This window comes from Bacillus sp. RHFS10, assembly GCF_016757475.1.
GTDB classification, from domain to species: domain Bacteria; phylum Bacillota; class Bacilli; order Bacillales; family Bacillaceae; genus Bacillus; species Bacillus subtilis_G.
In genome coordinates this window covers 42,783-57,152 of sequence record NZ_JAESPO010000004.1, presented here as the reverse complement: position 1 = coordinate 57,152, position 14,370 = coordinate 42,783, and the positions used below count along the sequence as shown (strand labels likewise).

General features: G+C 45.9%; 18 protein-coding genes and 1 riboswitch. Of the genes, 12 read left to right on the top strand and 6 right to left on the bottom strand.

The window, feature by feature from the left end:
• The first annotated feature begins 7 nt into the window (after positions 1 to 7).
• Complete coding sequence (locus tag JMN17_RS14705; protein WP_003224622.1) at positions 8 to 808, top strand: NAD kinase; 801 nt, start codon at positions 8 to 10, stop codon at positions 806 to 808.
• Between the two features lie 14 nt (positions 809 to 822).
• Entirely contained in the window at positions 823 to 1,722 is a 900-nt protein-coding gene (locus JMN17_RS14700; RefSeq protein ID WP_176365308.1) for an RluA family pseudouridine synthase, read from the top strand.
• A 10-nt stretch (positions 1,723 to 1,732) separates the two neighbouring features.
• On the opposite strand, the gene prpE is transcribed toward JMN17_RS14700, so the two are convergent.
• On the bottom strand, positions 1,733 to 2,467 hold the full coding sequence (gene prpE / locus JMN17_RS14695) for a bis(5'-nucleosyl)-tetraphosphatase PrpE (protein ID WP_087993423.1): 735 nt from the start codon (positions 2,465 to 2,467) through the stop codon (positions 1,733 to 1,735).
• Between the two features lie 231 nt (positions 2,468 to 2,698).
• Here prpE and JMN17_RS14690 point away from each other — a divergent pair, with 231 nt between their 5' ends.
• From JMN17_RS14690 to cotO, 10 genes are all read left to right on the top strand, one after another.
• Positions 2,699 to 4,543 (top strand): monovalent cation:proton antiporter family protein, encoded by a 1,845-nt coding sequence (locus tag JMN17_RS14690; RefSeq protein ID WP_087993422.1) that lies wholly within the window; start codon positions 2,699 to 2,701, stop codon positions 4,541 to 4,543.
• Positions 4,544 to 4,605: 62 nt separating this feature from the next.
• A riboswitch (TPP riboswitch) is annotated at positions 4,606 to 4,714 on the top strand.
• Between the two features lie 82 nt (positions 4,715 to 4,796).
• Positions 4,797 to 5,504, top strand: coding sequence for a thiaminase II (gene tenA / locus JMN17_RS14685; RefSeq protein ID WP_087993421.1), 708 nt, complete (start codon positions 4,797 to 4,799; stop codon positions 5,502 to 5,504).
• Positions 5,482 to 6,099, top strand: a complete 618-nt coding sequence (gene tenI, locus JMN17_RS14680) for a thiazole tautomerase TenI (protein ID WP_202328444.1) — start codon at positions 5,482 to 5,484, stop codon at positions 6,097 to 6,099. Before tenA ends, tenI begins: the two co-directional genes overlap by 23 nt.
• Entirely contained in the window at positions 6,083 to 7,192 is a 1,110-nt protein-coding gene (gene thiO / locus JMN17_RS14675; protein WP_087993419.1) for a glycine oxidase ThiO, read from the top strand. The genes tenI and thiO overlap by 17 nt, the downstream gene beginning before the upstream one ends.
• Entirely contained in the window at positions 7,192 to 7,392 is a 201-nt protein-coding gene (thiS, locus tag JMN17_RS14670; protein ID WP_072182824.1) for a sulfur carrier protein ThiS, read from the top strand. Before thiO ends, thiS begins: the two co-directional genes overlap by 1 nt.
• Positions 7,389 to 8,159, top strand: a complete 771-nt coding sequence (gene thiG, locus JMN17_RS14665; protein WP_202328443.1) for a thiazole synthase — start codon at positions 7,389 to 7,391, stop codon at positions 8,157 to 8,159. The genes thiS and thiG overlap by 4 nt, the downstream gene beginning before the upstream one ends.
• A complete protein-coding gene (thiF, locus tag JMN17_RS14660) occupies positions 8,156 to 9,166 on the top strand; it encodes a thiazole biosynthesis adenylyltransferase ThiF (protein WP_087993417.1) in 1,011 nt (336 codons plus the stop codon). The genes thiG and thiF overlap by 4 nt, the downstream gene beginning before the upstream one ends.
• Positions 9,167 to 9,184: 18 nt before the next feature.
• Positions 9,185 to 10,000: a bifunctional hydroxymethylpyrimidine kinase/phosphomethylpyrimidine kinase gene (gene thiD / locus JMN17_RS14655; RefSeq protein ID WP_202328442.1), complete on the top strand. Its 816-nt coding sequence runs from the start codon at positions 9,185 to 9,187 to the stop codon at positions 9,998 to 10,000.
• A 135-nt stretch (positions 10,001 to 10,135) separates the two neighbouring features.
• Positions 10,136 to 10,912, top strand: a complete 777-nt coding sequence (gene fabI / locus JMN17_RS14650) for an enoyl-ACP reductase FabI (protein WP_087993415.1) — start codon at positions 10,136 to 10,138, stop codon at positions 10,910 to 10,912.
• A gap of 100 nt (positions 10,913 to 11,012) precedes the next feature.
• Positions 11,013 to 11,708, top strand: a complete 696-nt coding sequence (gene cotO / locus JMN17_RS14645; protein WP_202328441.1) for a spore coat protein CotO — start codon at positions 11,013 to 11,015, stop codon at positions 11,706 to 11,708.
• Positions 11,709 to 11,798: 90 nt separating this feature from the next.
• On the opposite strand, the gene cotZ is transcribed toward cotO, so the two are convergent.
• From cotZ to JMN17_RS14620, 5 genes are all read right to left on the bottom strand, one after another.
• Entirely contained in the window at positions 11,799 to 12,248 is a 450-nt protein-coding gene (gene cotZ, locus JMN17_RS14640; protein WP_087993413.1) for a spore coat protein CotZ, read from the bottom strand.
• Between the two features lie 133 nt (positions 12,249 to 12,381).
• Positions 12,382 to 12,870 (bottom strand): spore coat protein CotY, encoded by a 489-nt coding sequence (gene cotY, locus JMN17_RS14635; protein WP_010329406.1) that lies wholly within the window; start codon positions 12,868 to 12,870, stop codon positions 12,382 to 12,384.
• Between the two features lie 152 nt (positions 12,871 to 13,022).
• Positions 13,023 to 13,514, bottom strand: a complete 492-nt coding sequence (locus JMN17_RS14630) for a spore coat protein (protein WP_087993412.1) — start codon at positions 13,512 to 13,514, stop codon at positions 13,023 to 13,025.
• Positions 13,515 to 13,601: 87 nt separating this feature from the next.
• Entirely contained in the window at positions 13,602 to 13,922 is a 321-nt protein-coding gene (locus JMN17_RS14625) for a spore coat protein (protein WP_087993932.1), read from the bottom strand.
• A gap of 40 nt (positions 13,923 to 13,962) precedes the next feature.
• On the bottom strand, positions 13,963 to 14,349 hold the full coding sequence (locus JMN17_RS14620) for a spore coat protein (RefSeq protein ID WP_202328440.1): 387 nt from the start codon (positions 14,347 to 14,349) through the stop codon (positions 13,963 to 13,965).
• Between the last annotated feature and the right edge of the window lie 21 nt (positions 14,350 to 14,370).

Here is a 14,370-nt window from a genome sequence, read left to right as displayed (position 1 = left end):
GAAAAGCATGAAATTTGCCGTATCATCAAAAGGAGATCAAGTTTCTGATACGCTGAAAAGCAAAATACAGGCGTATTTATTGGATTTTGATATGGAACTGGATGAAAATGAGCCGGAAATCGTCATTTCAGTCGGAGGCGACGGAACGCTTTTGTATGCTTTTCACAGATACAGCGACCGCTTGGACAAAACAGCATTCGTCGGCGTTCACACGGGTCATCTGGGGTTTTATGCCGACTGGGTTCCTCATGAAATTGAAAAGCTTGTTCTTGCGATTGCGAAAACGCCGTATCATACAGTCGAATATCCGCTTCTCGAAGTGATTGTGACCTATCACGAAAATGAGCGGGAAGAAAGATATTTAGCATTGAATGAATGTACAATTAAAAGCATAGAAGGAAGCCTTGTGGCTGATGTGGAAATCAAGGGGCAGCTCTTTGAAACCTTCCGGGGCGACGGCCTTTGCCTGTCAACGCCATCCGGCAGCACAGCCTACAATAAGGCGCTGGGCGGAGCGATTATCCATCCGTCTATCAGAGCGATCCAGCTCGCGGAAATGGCTTCTATTAATAACCGTGTCTTCAGGACGGTCGGATCGCCGCTGCTTCTGCCTTCCCATCATGATTGCATGATTAAACCGAGAAACGAAGTTGACTTTCAAGTGACGATTGACCATTTAACCCTTCTTCATAAGGACGTGAAGTCGATCCGCTGCCAGGTTGCATCCGAAAATGTGAGGTTTGCGAGATTTCGTCCGTTTCCATTTTGGAAAAGAGTCCAGGATTCGTTTATCGGAAAAGGTGAATAGAAAGAGGACGTATCGTGGAACCATTTTTTATCAGAAAGAATATCACTTCCGCTGAAGACGGAATGACTGTAAAAGAATACGCGGGTAAACTGGGGATTTCGAAACGTCTGTTAACCGACATCAAGTTTGCCGGGGGTGACCTGCTGATCAACGGTGAACATGTAACGGTCAAATACGTTTTGCGAGAGGGAGATTTTCTTGTCGTGAAGTTTCCCGAGGAACAGGTGAGCGACACGTTATTGGCAGAACATGTTCCGCTTGATATCCTGTATGAGGATGAGCATGTGCTTGTGATCAACAAGCAGCCTTATGTATCATCAATTCCTTCGAGAGAGCACCCATCCGGCAGCATTGCGAATGGAATGATCCATCATTATCAAAAAAACGGAGTGCGGGCGACAGTTCATCTTGTCACCCGGCTGGACCGGGATACATCAGGTCTTATGCTTGTTGCCAAGCATCGCTTTGCCCACTCGATTTTATCGTCAGCGCAAAAAAGCGGGCTTGTGAAACGCCGGTACGCGGCAGTGGTCCACGGGCGGATGACACAGGTGGAAGGAACAGTCGATGCTCCGATTGGCAGACATCCTGACAGTATTATTGAACGGACCGTGACACCGGACGGCCAGAAGGCTGTTACCCATTTTCATGTCACACACGCAACTGACGAGATCACATCGGTGACATTGCAGCTTGAGACAGGCCGGACCCATCAAATTCGTGTACATATGAGCTACCTCGGGCACCCGCTGTGCGGTGATACACTGTATGGCGGAACGAGACGGGAAATTGGCCGGCAGGCTCTGCACAGCGAGCAGCTTTCGTTTATCCATCCGCTGACACAGGAGAACATGGTGTTTCATGCTGCACTGCCTCAAGATATGAAAGAACTGATAAAAGGAGAGAATCCGTAATTCTCTCCTTTTATATTGGGCGAAATCTTGATTCGTCATAAGGCAGGGAGCTTGGAACAGAGACGGTCTCTAGTTCTGGAAAGCGAAAGCCTGTCAGTTTATTTCCGAATACGCAGCCTGTATCAATGTTGATGGTGCGATTGACTTTCCGGGGCTCTTTCACAGGGGTATGGCCGTATACCACCCAAGCGCTTCCACTATAGGATGCAGCCCAGTCACGTCTGACAGGTCTGCCGTCCGGATACGTTTCACCCGTCACATCGCCGTAAAGCACAAAGTCTTTCACTCTGCGGGTGAATTTGCCGATATCGTCAGCCTTTATGCCAGCATGGGCGACAACTAATTCTCCGTTATGTAAGATGTCGTAAAGCGGCGCCGTTTCGTACAGCTTCATAAACTGTTCGCTGACTGTTTTTCTTTCTTCTGTAGAAAGTTCTTCAAGCTCTGCCGCTGTTGTTTCGAGGCCATGCATCACTTTGACGGGGTTTCCTTTTAAGTAGCGGTACAGCTTATTGCAATGATTTCCCGGAACATAACGTACAGCGCCTTTTTCGTAAGCGCCGGCTACAAAGCGGATGACCTCTATTGATTTCGGTCCTCTATCAGTTAAATCTCCGGCAAAAACAAGCACCCTGCCTTCTTCGTGGACAGGCACTCCATTTTTCATTGTATAGCCAAGCTTTTGGATTAATGCCATCATTTCATCATAGCAGCCATGCATATCGCTGATTATATCGTAAGCCATGCGTGATCCTCCTTGCCGATTGTTTTATTTATTATGGAGCAAAGTGCTGTGAGTCATCACAGGCTTTTATGTGCAAATTATAGAAGAATTATTTTCTAAACAGGAATAAGACCTTTTTACTTTATTTTTTATCATCATCCTTGTTAAAATCGCGTTATGTTTTTTAAAAATGAGGTTTTGTTCTTTAATTGAGAACTGAAATAACCCTGACCTAAAAAGGAGGTTCTGATTATGGCGCATTCATCTGTCGCATCTTTAGTTGTTGTACTTATCGTTGCATTTTTAACACCCATCCTTTTGCACCGCTTTAAACTGACGATCCCGGTTGTTGTTGCGGAAATCATTATGGGGCTGATTATCGGAAAAAGCGGTCTTAATTTAGTTGTCGAGGGTGATACATGGCTTGAGACGCTTTCTTTGCTCGGATTTATCTTTTTAATGTTTTTAAGCGGGCTTGAAATTGATTTTTCATCGTTTGAGAAAGGAAAGAAAAAGCAGCTCCTGCCGAACGGCAAAGCGGCGCCTAATACGTTTGCTACGGCGTCCATTATTTTTGCCGGTATATTTATTTTATCATTGCTGCTGTCCTATGGGTTCGTCTTGGCAGGATTTATCGAAAATGCGTTTTTAATGACGCTAATTATTTCAACGATTTCGTTAGGTGTTGTCGTTCCAACGTTAAAAGAAGAACGGATTATGAATTCAAATATCGGGCAGATTATTTTGCTTGTTGCCGTGATTGCTGATTTGGTCACGATGATTCTTCTTGCTGTGTTTTCTTCTCTGTACGGAGAAGACAGCGGGAACATGTGGCTCTTGATGATCCTGTTTGCAGCCGGAGTGGTGCTTTACTTTTTCGGCCGGGTCTTTAAACATCGCTCATTTGTTGAGTCGATGTCAAAAGGGACGATTCAGATCGGGACGCGTGCCATTTTTACGTTAATTATCGTACTCGTTGCCCTGTCTGAATCACTTGGGGCGGAAAATATTCTCGGCGCTTTCTTAGCGGGGGTTCTCGTTTCCCTTCTTTCGCCAAACAAAGAACTTGTTCAGCAGCTGGATTCATTCGGCTACGGGTTCTTAATTCCGATTTTCTTTGTAATGGTCGGTGTGAAGCTCGATATTTGGACCCTTTTCCAAGATCCGAAAATTTTAATCATGATCCCGCTTCTGCTTTTGGCGCTGTTAGTCAGCAAAATCATTCCTGTCCTGTACTTGAAGAAGTGGTATGATAAACGAACCATTTTGGCGTCTGGTTTCCTGCTGACATCAACGCTCTCGCTCGTGATTGCCGCTGCGACAATCGGACAGCAGCTTCACGTGATCAGCGCAAATATGTCAGGAGCGCTGACGTTAGTAGCCGTCATTGCCAGTATTTTTTCGCCGGTCTTATTTAAAAAATTATACACACGGGAAGAGCAACCGGAGGAGAAAAAGACAATTACGTTTATCGGCGCAAACCAAATGACATTGCCTGTTACTCTTGAACTGCCGGAAGAGGAGTATGACGTGCGTGTTGTGCATGTCTATCAAGAGAATGCGGAGGAAAAACTGTCAGAATCAGTATTTACCGTTGAAGCCATCTCTGACTATGAACACCAGACGCTTGAATCACTCGGCATTTTTGATGCAGATATCCTGGTTGTCGCGACTGGGAATGAAGACATGAATGCGGACATTGCGTTACTTGCAAAAGAAAAAGGAACAGAAAGAGTCATTGCCAGCGTTGGATCACCCGAGAATGAAGCAACTTTGAAGGCGCAGGGAATTAACATCTTTTCTATGCTGCTGTCGACAAAAACACTGCTTCGCGCGCTAATAGAAGCGCCTGGTGTCATGAAGCTGCTCACGAACGAAGAGTCTTCTCTGTATCAAATTAATATGGAAAACAGCACGTACGACGGTGTGATTTTACGGGAATTCCCTTTTACAGGAGACGTCATCTTTGTCAGGATTTTTAGAGGTGTGGACAGCATCGTTCCTCATGGGGATACAAGGCTGAAACTGGGAGACCGCTTAATTGTCACCGGGTCTAGGGTGTATGTAATGGAACTTAAGAAAACATTAGAAGGATAAACCTTGACCAAATAGGGATTCGTGTTAATATAGAGGTGCAACAACAATTCAATATGTATTCGTATAACCACTAGGGGTGTCCTTCATAAGGGCTGAGATAAAAGTGTGACTTTTAGACCCTCATAACTTGAACAGGTTCAGACCTGCGTAGGGAAGTGGAGCGGTATTTGTGTTAGTTTACTATGCCAATTCCAAACCACTTTTCCTTGCGGGAAAGTGGTTTTTTTTAATTATCAGACAGGGGGAATGACGTGTGAATTTTTCAGAAGAATGCCGTAACGCAGCCGCAGAATGGTGGGAAGGGAGCTTTGTCCATCCTTTCGTTCAGGGAATCGGTGACGGAACGCTTCCGATTGACCGTTTTAAATACTATGTGCTTCAGGATTCTTATTATTTAACGCATTTTGCAAAGGTACAATCGTTCGGTGCCGCTTATGCGAAGGACCTTTATACAACGGGCCGCATGGCAAGCCACGCCCAAGGTACATATGAGGCGGAAATGGCGCTTCACCGCGAGTTTGCGGAGCTGTTGGAGATTAGTGAGGCAGAGCGTAAGGCGTTTAAGCCGTCTCCTACAGCGTACTCTTATACATCCCATATGTACCGTTCGGTTTTGAGTGGGAATTTTGCTGAGATCTTAGCGGCCCTGCTGCCATGCTACTGGCTGTATTACGAGGTTGGCGAGAAATTGCTGACATGTGATCCGGGGCATCCGATTTATCAGAAGTGGATCAGCACATACGGCGGTGACTGGTTCAGACAGCAGGTCGAAGAGCAAATCAACCGCTTTGATGAGCTGGCGGAAAACAGCACGGAGGAAGTGCGTGCCAAGATGAAAGAGAATTTTGTTATTTCAAGCTTCTATGAGTATCAATTTTGGGGAATGGCCAATCGAAAAGAAGGCTGGTCCGACCGCGGCATAAAAGAGGTGGAGGAATTTGGAGCTTCACGCCATAACTGATGACTGCAAGCCGGTTGAAACGTTAGCGAGAGTCATCATAGCGATTCAGAATGAAGTTGATTACATTCACATTCGAGAACGGTCTAAATCGGCGGCTGACATTTTGAAACTGCTTGAGCTTGTTTCTGAAGGCGGGGGAGATAAACGAAAATTGGTCATGAATGGGCGAGTGGATATTGCACTTTTTTCATCTATTCATCGCGTGCAGCTGCCGAGCAACAGCTTTTCACCGAAGCAGGTCAGAGCCAGATTTCCTCACCTTCATATCGGGCGGTCGGTGCATTCACTGGAGGAAGCCGTTCAAGCAGAAAAGGAAGATGCGGACTACGTATTGTTCGGCCATGTGTTTGAAACGGATTGCAAAAAGGGTCTTGAAGGCAGAGGTGTGTCCTTGCTGTCAGAAATCAAACAGCGGATGTCCATCCCGATTATGGCCATCGGCGGCATGACACCGGACAGATTAAGAGACGTAAAACAAGCGGAAGCAGACGGCATCGCTGTCATGTCAGGAATTTTCTCTTCCGCTGACCCTTTGGAAGCTGCCAGACGATATTCCCGTAAGCTAAAGGAGATGCGCTATGAAAAGGCATTATGATGCAGTAGTCATTGGAGGCGGGATTATTGGTTCCGCGATTGCTTATCATTTAGCAAAGGAAAACAAAACAATCGCATTGTTTGAAAGCGGGACAATGGGCGGCAGAACAACAAGTGCCGCTGCCGGAATGCTGGGCGCTCATGCCGAGTGCGAGGAACGTGACGCGTTTTTTGACTTCGCCATGCACAGCCAGCGTCTGTACAAAGGTCTTGGAGAAGAGCTTTACCCATTATCCGGTATTGATATCAGGCGACATAACGGCGGTATGTTTAAGCTGGCGTTTTCTGAAGAAGACGTGCTGCGGCTGAGGAAGATGGATGATTTGGAATCAGTCAGCTGGCATACAAAAGAAGAAGTTTTAGAAATAGAGCCGTATACGTCCGGTGACATTTCCGGGGCATCCTTTATTCAGGATGATGTGCATGTTGAGCCTTATTTCGTTTGCAAGGCATATGCGAAAGCAGCGAAAGCGCTTGGCGCGGAGATTTTTGAGCATACTCCCGTCATGCATGTCGACCGTGACGGTGAAGCGCTGTCCATCGAGACACCGAATGGTAACGTATCGGCGGATTATGTCGCGGTTGCCAGCGGGGTGTGGAGCGGAATGTTTTTTAAACAGCTCGGGCTGAACAACTCATTTTTCCCTGTAAAAGGGGAATGCCTGTCTGTTTGGAATGATGAAATCCCGCTGACAAAAACACTTTACCATGATCATTGCTATATCGTGCCGAGAAAAAGCGGCAGACTGGTTGTCGGCGCCACAATGAAGCCGGGTGATTGGAGTGAAACACCGGATCTTGGCGGACTGGAATCTGTTATGAAAAAAGCAAAAACGATGCTGCCGGCCATTCAGAATATGAAGGTGGATCGTTTTTGGGCAGGACTGCGGCCGGGAACAAAGGATGGGAAACCGTACATCGGCAGACACCCTGAGGACAGCCGTATTTTATTTGCGGCGGGCCATTTTAGAAATGGGATTCTGCTTGCTCCGGCAACGGGGGCTTTGATCAGTGACCTCATCATGAATAAAGGGGTCAATCAGGACTGGCTGCACGCATTCCGAATTGATCGCAAGGAGGCGGTTCAGATATGATGCTACAGCTGAACGGTAAAGACGTGAAGTGGGAAAAAGACACAGGTACAATTCAAGATCTGCTGGCGTCCTATCAGCTTGAAAATAAAATCGTTATCGTTGAAAGAAATAAAGAAATTATCGGCAAAGAACACTATCACGAGGTTGAGCTTTGTGATCGCGATGTCATTGAAATTGTCCATTTTGTAGGAGGCGGATGAGCATGTTAACTATTGGCGGGAAATCATTTCAATCAAGATTGCTGCTGGGTACGGGGAAATACCCATCGTTTGACATCCAAAAGGAAGCGGTGGCCGTTTCCGAGTCTGATATTTTAACATTTGCTGTGCGGAGAATGAACATTTTTGAAGCGTCTCAGCCTAATTTTCTGGAACAGCTTGATTTATCTAAATACACGCTTCTGCCGAATACAGCGGGCGCCGAGACCGCTGAAGAGGCGGTTCGGATTGCAAGGCTGGCGAAAGCGTCAGGGCTTTGTGACATGATTAAAGTCGAAGTCATCGGATGCAGCCGTTCCTTGCTGCCTGATCCTGTTGAAACATTAAAGGCGTCCGAACAGCTTCTTGAAGAAGGATTTATCGTGCTCCCTTACACGTCGGATGATGTTGTGCTGGCAAGAAAACTGGAGGAGCTTGGCGTTCATGCCATCATGCCGGGGGCATCTCCGATCGGATCTGGGCAAGGAATCTTAAATCCTTTGAATCTGTCATTTATTATTGAACAAGCGAAAGTGCCGGTTATCGTGGACGCCGGCATCGGATCGCCAAAAGACGCGGCATACGCAATGGAGCTTGGAGCTGACGGCGTACTCCTCAATACGGCTGTATCAGGTGCGAATGACCCTGTGAAAATGGCTCATGCCATGAAGCTCGCGGTGGAAGCAGGACGCCTTTCTTATGAGGCGGGACGTATTCCGCGGAAGCAGTACGGAACGGCAAGCAGTCCGGGAGAAGGTCTTCCTGTATGACGGACAGGTACTCCAGACAGGAGCTGTTTGCTCCAATCGGCCCAGCCGGCCAGAAGAAATTGAAAGAAGCGCGCGCCGTGATTATCGGTGCCGGTGCGCTCGGAACAGCCAGTGCAGAAATGCTGGTCAGAGCGGGTGTCGGCTCTGTGAAGATTGCCGACAGAGATTACGTTGAATGGAGCAACCTGCAGCGCCAGCAGCTGTATACAGAAGATGATGTCAAAAAAGAAATGCCGAAAGCGGCCGCTGCTGAGCATCGTCTCCGTTCAATTAACAGCGATGTTGATGTGACTGGCCTTGTGTTGGATGTGACAGTGGAAAATATCTTCGAGCTGATTAAGGGCGCTTCGATCATTGTGGATGCGGCTGATAATTTTGAAACCCGCCTGATCGTAAATGATGCTGCGGTCAAAGAAGGGATTCCTTTTCTTTACGGTGCCTGTGTAGGGAGCTACGGCCTCACTTTTACTGTAGTGCCGGGATCGACTCCCTGCCTGCATTGCTTGCTCGATACACTTCCGATTGCCGGAGCGACATGTGACACAGCCGGCATCATCAGTCCGGCTGTATTGCAGGTAGCGGTCTTTCAGGTGACAGACGCGCTGAAGCTGCTGACGGGAGAGAATTGCGAGCCAGTGCTGCGCTCCTTTGACCTATGGAAAAATGAGCGGTCAGAGGTGAAAGCGGCGGGTCTCAAACAGAACGCATGCCCAAGCTGCGGCACAAAGGATTTTCCGTTTTTGTCTTATGAAAATCAAACAAAAGCGGCTGTATTGTGCGGCAGGAACACCGTGCAAATCAGATCATCCTTTACAAAAGAAACGGATCTTGAAGTGCTGGCGGGTCAACTGAAGCAAGCCGGGCTTGATGTAGCCGCGAACCCGTATTTGATTTCCTGCCGTTCGGCTGATATGAAAATGGTGCTGTTCCGGGACGGCAGAGCATTGATCCATGGAACGAATGATATTGCCCGGGCAAAATCCATTTATCATAAATGGATCGGGTAATCAAAGGAGTGTAGTGTAATGAGTATATATAAAGCATTGACAATCGCCGGCTCTGATTCAGGCGGCGGCGCAGGGATACAGGCAGATATTAAAACCTTTCAAGAGCTCGATGTGTTCGGAATGTCTGCGCTTACGGCGGTAACCGCTCAAAATACGCTGGGCGTCCATGGGGTGTATCCGCTGTCTGTAGAGGCGCTGAGACAGCAAATTGACGCTGTTGCCGAGGATTTGAGACCGGACGCCATAAAAACGGGAATGCTCTGGAATTCTGAAATGATTGAAGAAGTGGCGAGAAAAATTGACGAGTACGGGTTTAACCGTGTGATTGTTGATCCGGTTATGATCGCAAAGGGAGGTGCATCCTTGCTGCGTGATGAATCAGTTGCCGCCTTAAAAGAGCTGCTTATTCCGAGAAGCTACACGATTACGCCGAATGTGCCGGAAGCAGAAACGCTGACTGGAATGACAATCCGCTCGCTGGATGACCGGAAAAAAGCAGCGGAACAGCTCGTCGAGATGGGGGCGCAGAACGTGATTATCAAAGGCGGGCACCAGCCTAAGGACAATCACATTACTGACCTTCTTTTCGATGGGAGCATGTTTATGCAAATCAGCCATCCCTATATCGATACGAAACATACGCATGGCACAGGATGCACCTTTGCAGCGGCATTAACAGCTCAAACCGCTAAAGGTGACAGTATCCATCAGGCATTCGAGATAGCGGCCAACTTTGTCCGCGAAGCGGTGGAAAATACGCTTGGCATCGGATCGGGCCACGGGCCGACAAACCATTTCGCTTTTAAACGAAACAGCTTAAAAACAAGCCGATGAGATCACCAGCTGATGGTGGTCTCTTTCACGTTTGTCGGTGTCTGCGCTTTTCATCTGGACAAGGTTATGATATGATATCAATTAAGATCAGGTACTAATACTATGTCTTTATTAAATATAGGAGGCTTTATACATATGAATTTTTCACTTGAAGGCCGCAACATTGTCGTGATGGGGGTTGCCAACAAACGCAGTATCGCATGGGGAATTGCGCGCTCTCTGCATGAAGCGGGAGCACGCTTGATTTTCACATACGCAGGAGAACGCCTGGAGAAATCAGTTCAAGAGCTTGCCGGAACATTAGAACGCAATGACTCCATTATTCTTCCTTGCGACGTCACAAACGACGCGGAAATCGAAACTTGCTTTGCAAGCATTAAGGAGCAGGTCGGTGTGGTCCACGGTATCGCGCATTGTATCGCGTTTGCCAACAAAGAAGAGCTTGTCGGCGAATACTTAAACACAAATCGTGACGGTTTCCTTTTGGCTCATAACATCAGCTCATACTCTCTGACAGCTGTTGTCAAAGCGGCACGTCCGATCATGACTGAAGGCGGAAGCATTGTCACTTTGACTTACCTTGGCGGAGAGCTTGTGATGCCAAACTACAATGTCATGGGTGTAGCGAAAGCTTCTCTTGATGCAAGTGTGAAATACTTAGCTTCCGACTTAGGAAAAGAAAATATCCGCGTGAACAGCATTTCTGCAGGCCCGATCAGAACATTATCTGCTAAAGGCATCAGCGATTTCAATTCTATCTTAAAAGACATCGAAGAGCGTGCGCCGCTTCGCCGCACGACAACACCTGAAGAAGTGGGCGATACAGCTGCGTTCTTATTCAGCGATATGTCCCGAGGCATTACAGGTGAAAATCTTCACGTTGATTCAGGTTTCCATATCACTGCCCGCTAAGCAGGACCTATGTCAAGCAATCCCGAACAGGGATTGCTTTTTTATTTCTTCTGATTTTCAGCTTTCTGTCATATAGATAGAACATGACACAATCGGAGGGATGAAGATGTCTAATAAGAAAAGAAACGCGGATAAAAAACCGCTCATGTATATTGTTCAGCCGGATTATGCAGAAACAACAAGGTCATCCATGCAGGAGATTGTTATTAAAAAAAAGACCAACAAACCCGCTCCGCCTAAAGCAGAAGAACAGCCGGACTACCATGAGAAACAGCAGGAGGAAGCCGTGGCAATAGATGTCCAGCAAGCAGACGATAAGCCTGCCGCTGAGCCAGTGAGCCAGCAAATACAAGAGGTGAGAGAGCCAGAGAATACAAAGAAGCAGCAGGAACAGGAAGCAGAGCTGCAAGCCGTTGAAGAAACCGTCGAAGAAACCATCGAACACGAGCCTCCGAAAGCGGAAAAAAAGGAAGAGCCTGCACTTAAGGCGCATAAACCTGAAAAAGAACCGGAAGCTGTCCATAATGCCGCTAAAGCGGAGGAAAAAGCACCGCCGGCAAGAAAAGTGAAAAAACCGATGAGCAAGATGACGATCCACGAAAAAATTGATTTTTTAACAAAGCTGCCTCATAACATGCCGAGAGCGCTTTGTTTGATTGAAGCCAATGGAAGAACATACAGAGGCGTGATTGTCGGCAGAAGAAACGATTCCGTCCTGCTCCGCACGACCGGAAACGGCGCACCGACTGAACTGGCGATTGATGAAATCACCTCCTTGCACCCGCTCGGTTTTTAATGGAAATGAAAAAGCTGCCCGGCAGATGTTCCCGGCAGCTTATTTTCATAGAGAAAAGCCTGCAGGCCTGCAAGCTTTTCCGCCTTATCATTAATGATGATGATGCGTGCGATTGATTAACCGAGGATTTAAGCAGTTGATTGCGCAGAAGCAGTCTAAGTCCACTTCAATACAGTAGTTTGTTTTTTCCAGTCGAAACGCTTCACAAACCGTATCTTTATCGGTGAAGTCCAAAATGTGCTTGTGTTCGTCAAATGCGATTAATAATGACAGTGTCGCACAGCTGCCATGAACTTTTTCCACTCTGAAAAATACAGTATTAAAGCAAGGTCCGTTTTCCAGTTCGCCAACATTGCCGAAAGCGACCAGAGGATTTGATTTTGATGTAAACAGCACGAAAGGCACTGTATCGCCTAGCGAATGAGTTGGTGACAAAAGCTTTGAATGGCAGCTAGTCGGGCAGTCCTCTTCAACAGCGTTTTGCAGATCTTCAATATTTTCTACAGCTTCACGCACGCAGCTTGATGTTTTCTGGCTCATATTATTATCCCTCCTGCCTTATAAATTTCTTGAGACTGGCGAAATGATGGAGAGTCAGCTGCCTCACGCCGGAAGCAGCTGAATAATTTGCACCTGTAATAGAGTTTGGAAGGGGATTCCTCTTTACAAGTGTTTATCCATTGTGATGATGCTTTTTATCTCTGTTAGGGGATGTTCTGTCAACCAGCTCTGGCGACAGGCACTGAATGGCGCAGAAGCATCCGAGATCCACTTCAATGCAAAAATCTGTTTTTTCAAGCCCGAAGAAATCCGGGTCGCAAGGGTGGCAAACGCTTAAGGTATCGCCTTTGACATCCACCGGGCGTAAAATAGACAGTGTTGCGCAGCAATCGCATAATTTTTCAACGCGGAAGAAAATGGACTCAAAGCATTGCATATCATCCACAAATCCCCCCACGTTTCCGAATGTGGAGAACAATCCGCCTTTTTTATCAAACAAGAGAAACGGAATTGTGTCTTTACCTGCAATCGTCGGATTCAAAAGGTTTGTATAGCAGCCAGTAGGACACTGTTCCTCAACTGCCTCCTGCTCTGCTAAAATCTTTTCCACTGCATCGCATACACAGTTCTCATGCCGGCCATGGGTTTTTCCGCAGCTCATTGATTTCAGCTCCTTCTTTATAGGGTATTTGACTTTAGTCCTTAACAACATATGTACTGGTGCCCCACTTGGTGTGGGTGAACGTCTATATATTCATCATATGCTTGGAAAATAAGAAAAAGCAGAGCGTTTTTTAGCTCTGCTTTTAGAGATCAGATGAGAATCAAAACTCCGAAAATTGCTACAAGGGCATTGATTAAGACTGTAACGAGGGTCGCAGCATCTTGATCGAGTGTAGTAACGTTTACGCAGCGTGAGTTGTCGATAAGAATCTTTTGACGGTTCAATTGTTTACTTTCTGTAAGCTGTAATAAATCTTGAGCAACCAGTTCAGCAAGCGTCTCATCTGTAATAACTGCCAATGTAACGATGACAACTAAGGCATTGATAGAAACAAATACTGAAGTTAATGCTTGTTGATCAACTGATTGAACATTAACATCGCAAGAGTCTCTAATCACAATCATTTCTTCAGAGATTTGTCTGTTGAGGTGAGCTTGAATAACATCTTGATCTACAAAGGCGTCATTAAAACCGAAGCCTTTTAAGTTACAGCAACCATCGCATTTTTTCTCTTCTTTTATTTCTCTTGGGTGATCACAGTCTGGATCTAATGCTACCCATGAATATGGTCTGCTTTCCATTTTTATTCCTCCTTTTCTTTTACTTTTATTAAATGAAAGATAGATTCATTTTGATTGGGGCATTCATCTTGGTTCATATCACTATTTTTATTGTTCTTTTTTATTTTGGCGTTTCTGCTTTAGTTGCTGAATTAATTGTTCTCTGCGGGTATTTTGTTTTTCGGTTCTTTGGTTCGTTTTTTCTGTAACTGTTTTATTTTTATTTTGATTATCTGCTAAAGCCTGTGCTTTTTCTTTAACATCGTTGAGCATTTTCAAGAACATTTCTTTTTCTTCATCCGATAATTTCTTCATTTTATCTTTTGTAACACCATGCTTTTTCAGAACATTGTCTACAAGCATTTTAGTCATTGGATCCATCGCTGGAAGTTTTGAAAGTTCTTCTTTCAGTTTTTCATTATCTGACATTTGTTTTCACCTCGTTTTGTAGTTTGTGAAAAAGAAAGAGTTAAAGGATGCCGGATGCAATGAGAAAAGTGTCGATTACCTGAGTTAACATTTGAATAAAGGTTATTGTTTGATCTGAAAGAAGAGTGACTCTGATATTTCGGCTGTTTATGATTTTTATTGTTGTTCTTTTTTTGATTTGACTTTTGTCAAGAATGAGTAATTCGCTTGCGATTGTATCAGCCAAGTCTTCATCGGTGACGACAAGTTGTATAGCCAAAAAGAGCATTGCCGATAGTGTCGCTTGTATAGAAAGGGCGGATGTAAGATGCGTCGTATCAATGATTATATTTTCGCAATCAATGATTTCAATCTGCTGAATAAATTCATTTGTCAATTGCTCATATATTGCAGGTTGTAGGGAGGCAACTTTTTCATCAATCGACATAACCTTCACTCCTTTCTTATC

Coding starts and splice junctions, on each gene's coding strand:
- JMN17_RS14690 (WP_087993422.1), top strand. CDS start 2,699: ATGGCGCATTCATCTGTCGCATCTTTAGTTGTTGTACTTATCGTTGCA.
- prpE (WP_087993423.1), bottom strand. CDS start 2,467: ATGGCTTACGATATAATCAGCGATATGCATGGCTGCTATGATGAAATG.
- thiD (WP_202328442.1), top strand. CDS start 9,185: ATGAGTATATATAAAGCATTGACAATCGCCGGCTCTGATTCAGGCGGC.
- thiS (WP_072182824.1), top strand. CDS start 7,192: ATGCTACAGCTGAACGGTAAAGACGTGAAGTGGGAAAAAGACACAGGT.
- cotZ (WP_087993413.1), bottom strand. CDS start 12,248: ATGAGCCAGAAAACATCAAGCTGCGTGCGTGAAGCTGTAGAAAATATT.
- JMN17_RS14625 (WP_087993932.1), bottom strand. CDS start 13,922: ATGTCAGATAATGAAAAACTGAAAGAAGAACTTTCAAAACTTCCAGCG.
- thiO (WP_087993419.1), top strand. CDS start 6,083: ATGAAAAGGCATTATGATGCAGTAGTCATTGGAGGCGGGATTATTGGT.
- JMN17_RS14620 (WP_202328440.1), bottom strand. CDS start 14,349: ATGTCGATTGATGAAAAAGTTGCCTCCCTACAACCTGCAATATATGAG.
- cotO (WP_202328441.1), top strand. CDS start 11,013: ATGAAGATGTCTAATAAGAAAAGAAACGCGGATAAAAAACCGCTCATG.
- thiG (WP_202328443.1), top strand. CDS start 7,389: ATGAGCATGTTAACTATTGGCGGGAAATCATTTCAATCAAGATTGCTG.
- thiF (WP_087993417.1), top strand. CDS start 8,156: ATGACGGACAGGTACTCCAGACAGGAGCTGTTTGCTCCAATCGGCCCA.
- JMN17_RS14630 (WP_087993412.1), bottom strand. CDS start 13,514: ATGGAAAGCAGACCATATTCATGGGTAGCATTAGATCCAGACTGTGAT.
- JMN17_RS14705 (WP_003224622.1), top strand. CDS start 8: ATGAAATTTGCCGTATCATCAAAAGGAGATCAAGTTTCTGATACGCTG.
- fabI (WP_087993415.1), top strand. CDS start 10,136: ATGAATTTTTCACTTGAAGGCCGCAACATTGTCGTGATGGGGGTTGCC.
- cotY (WP_010329406.1), bottom strand. CDS start 12,870: ATGAGCTGCGGAAAAACCCATGGCCGGCATGAGAACTGTGTATGCGAT.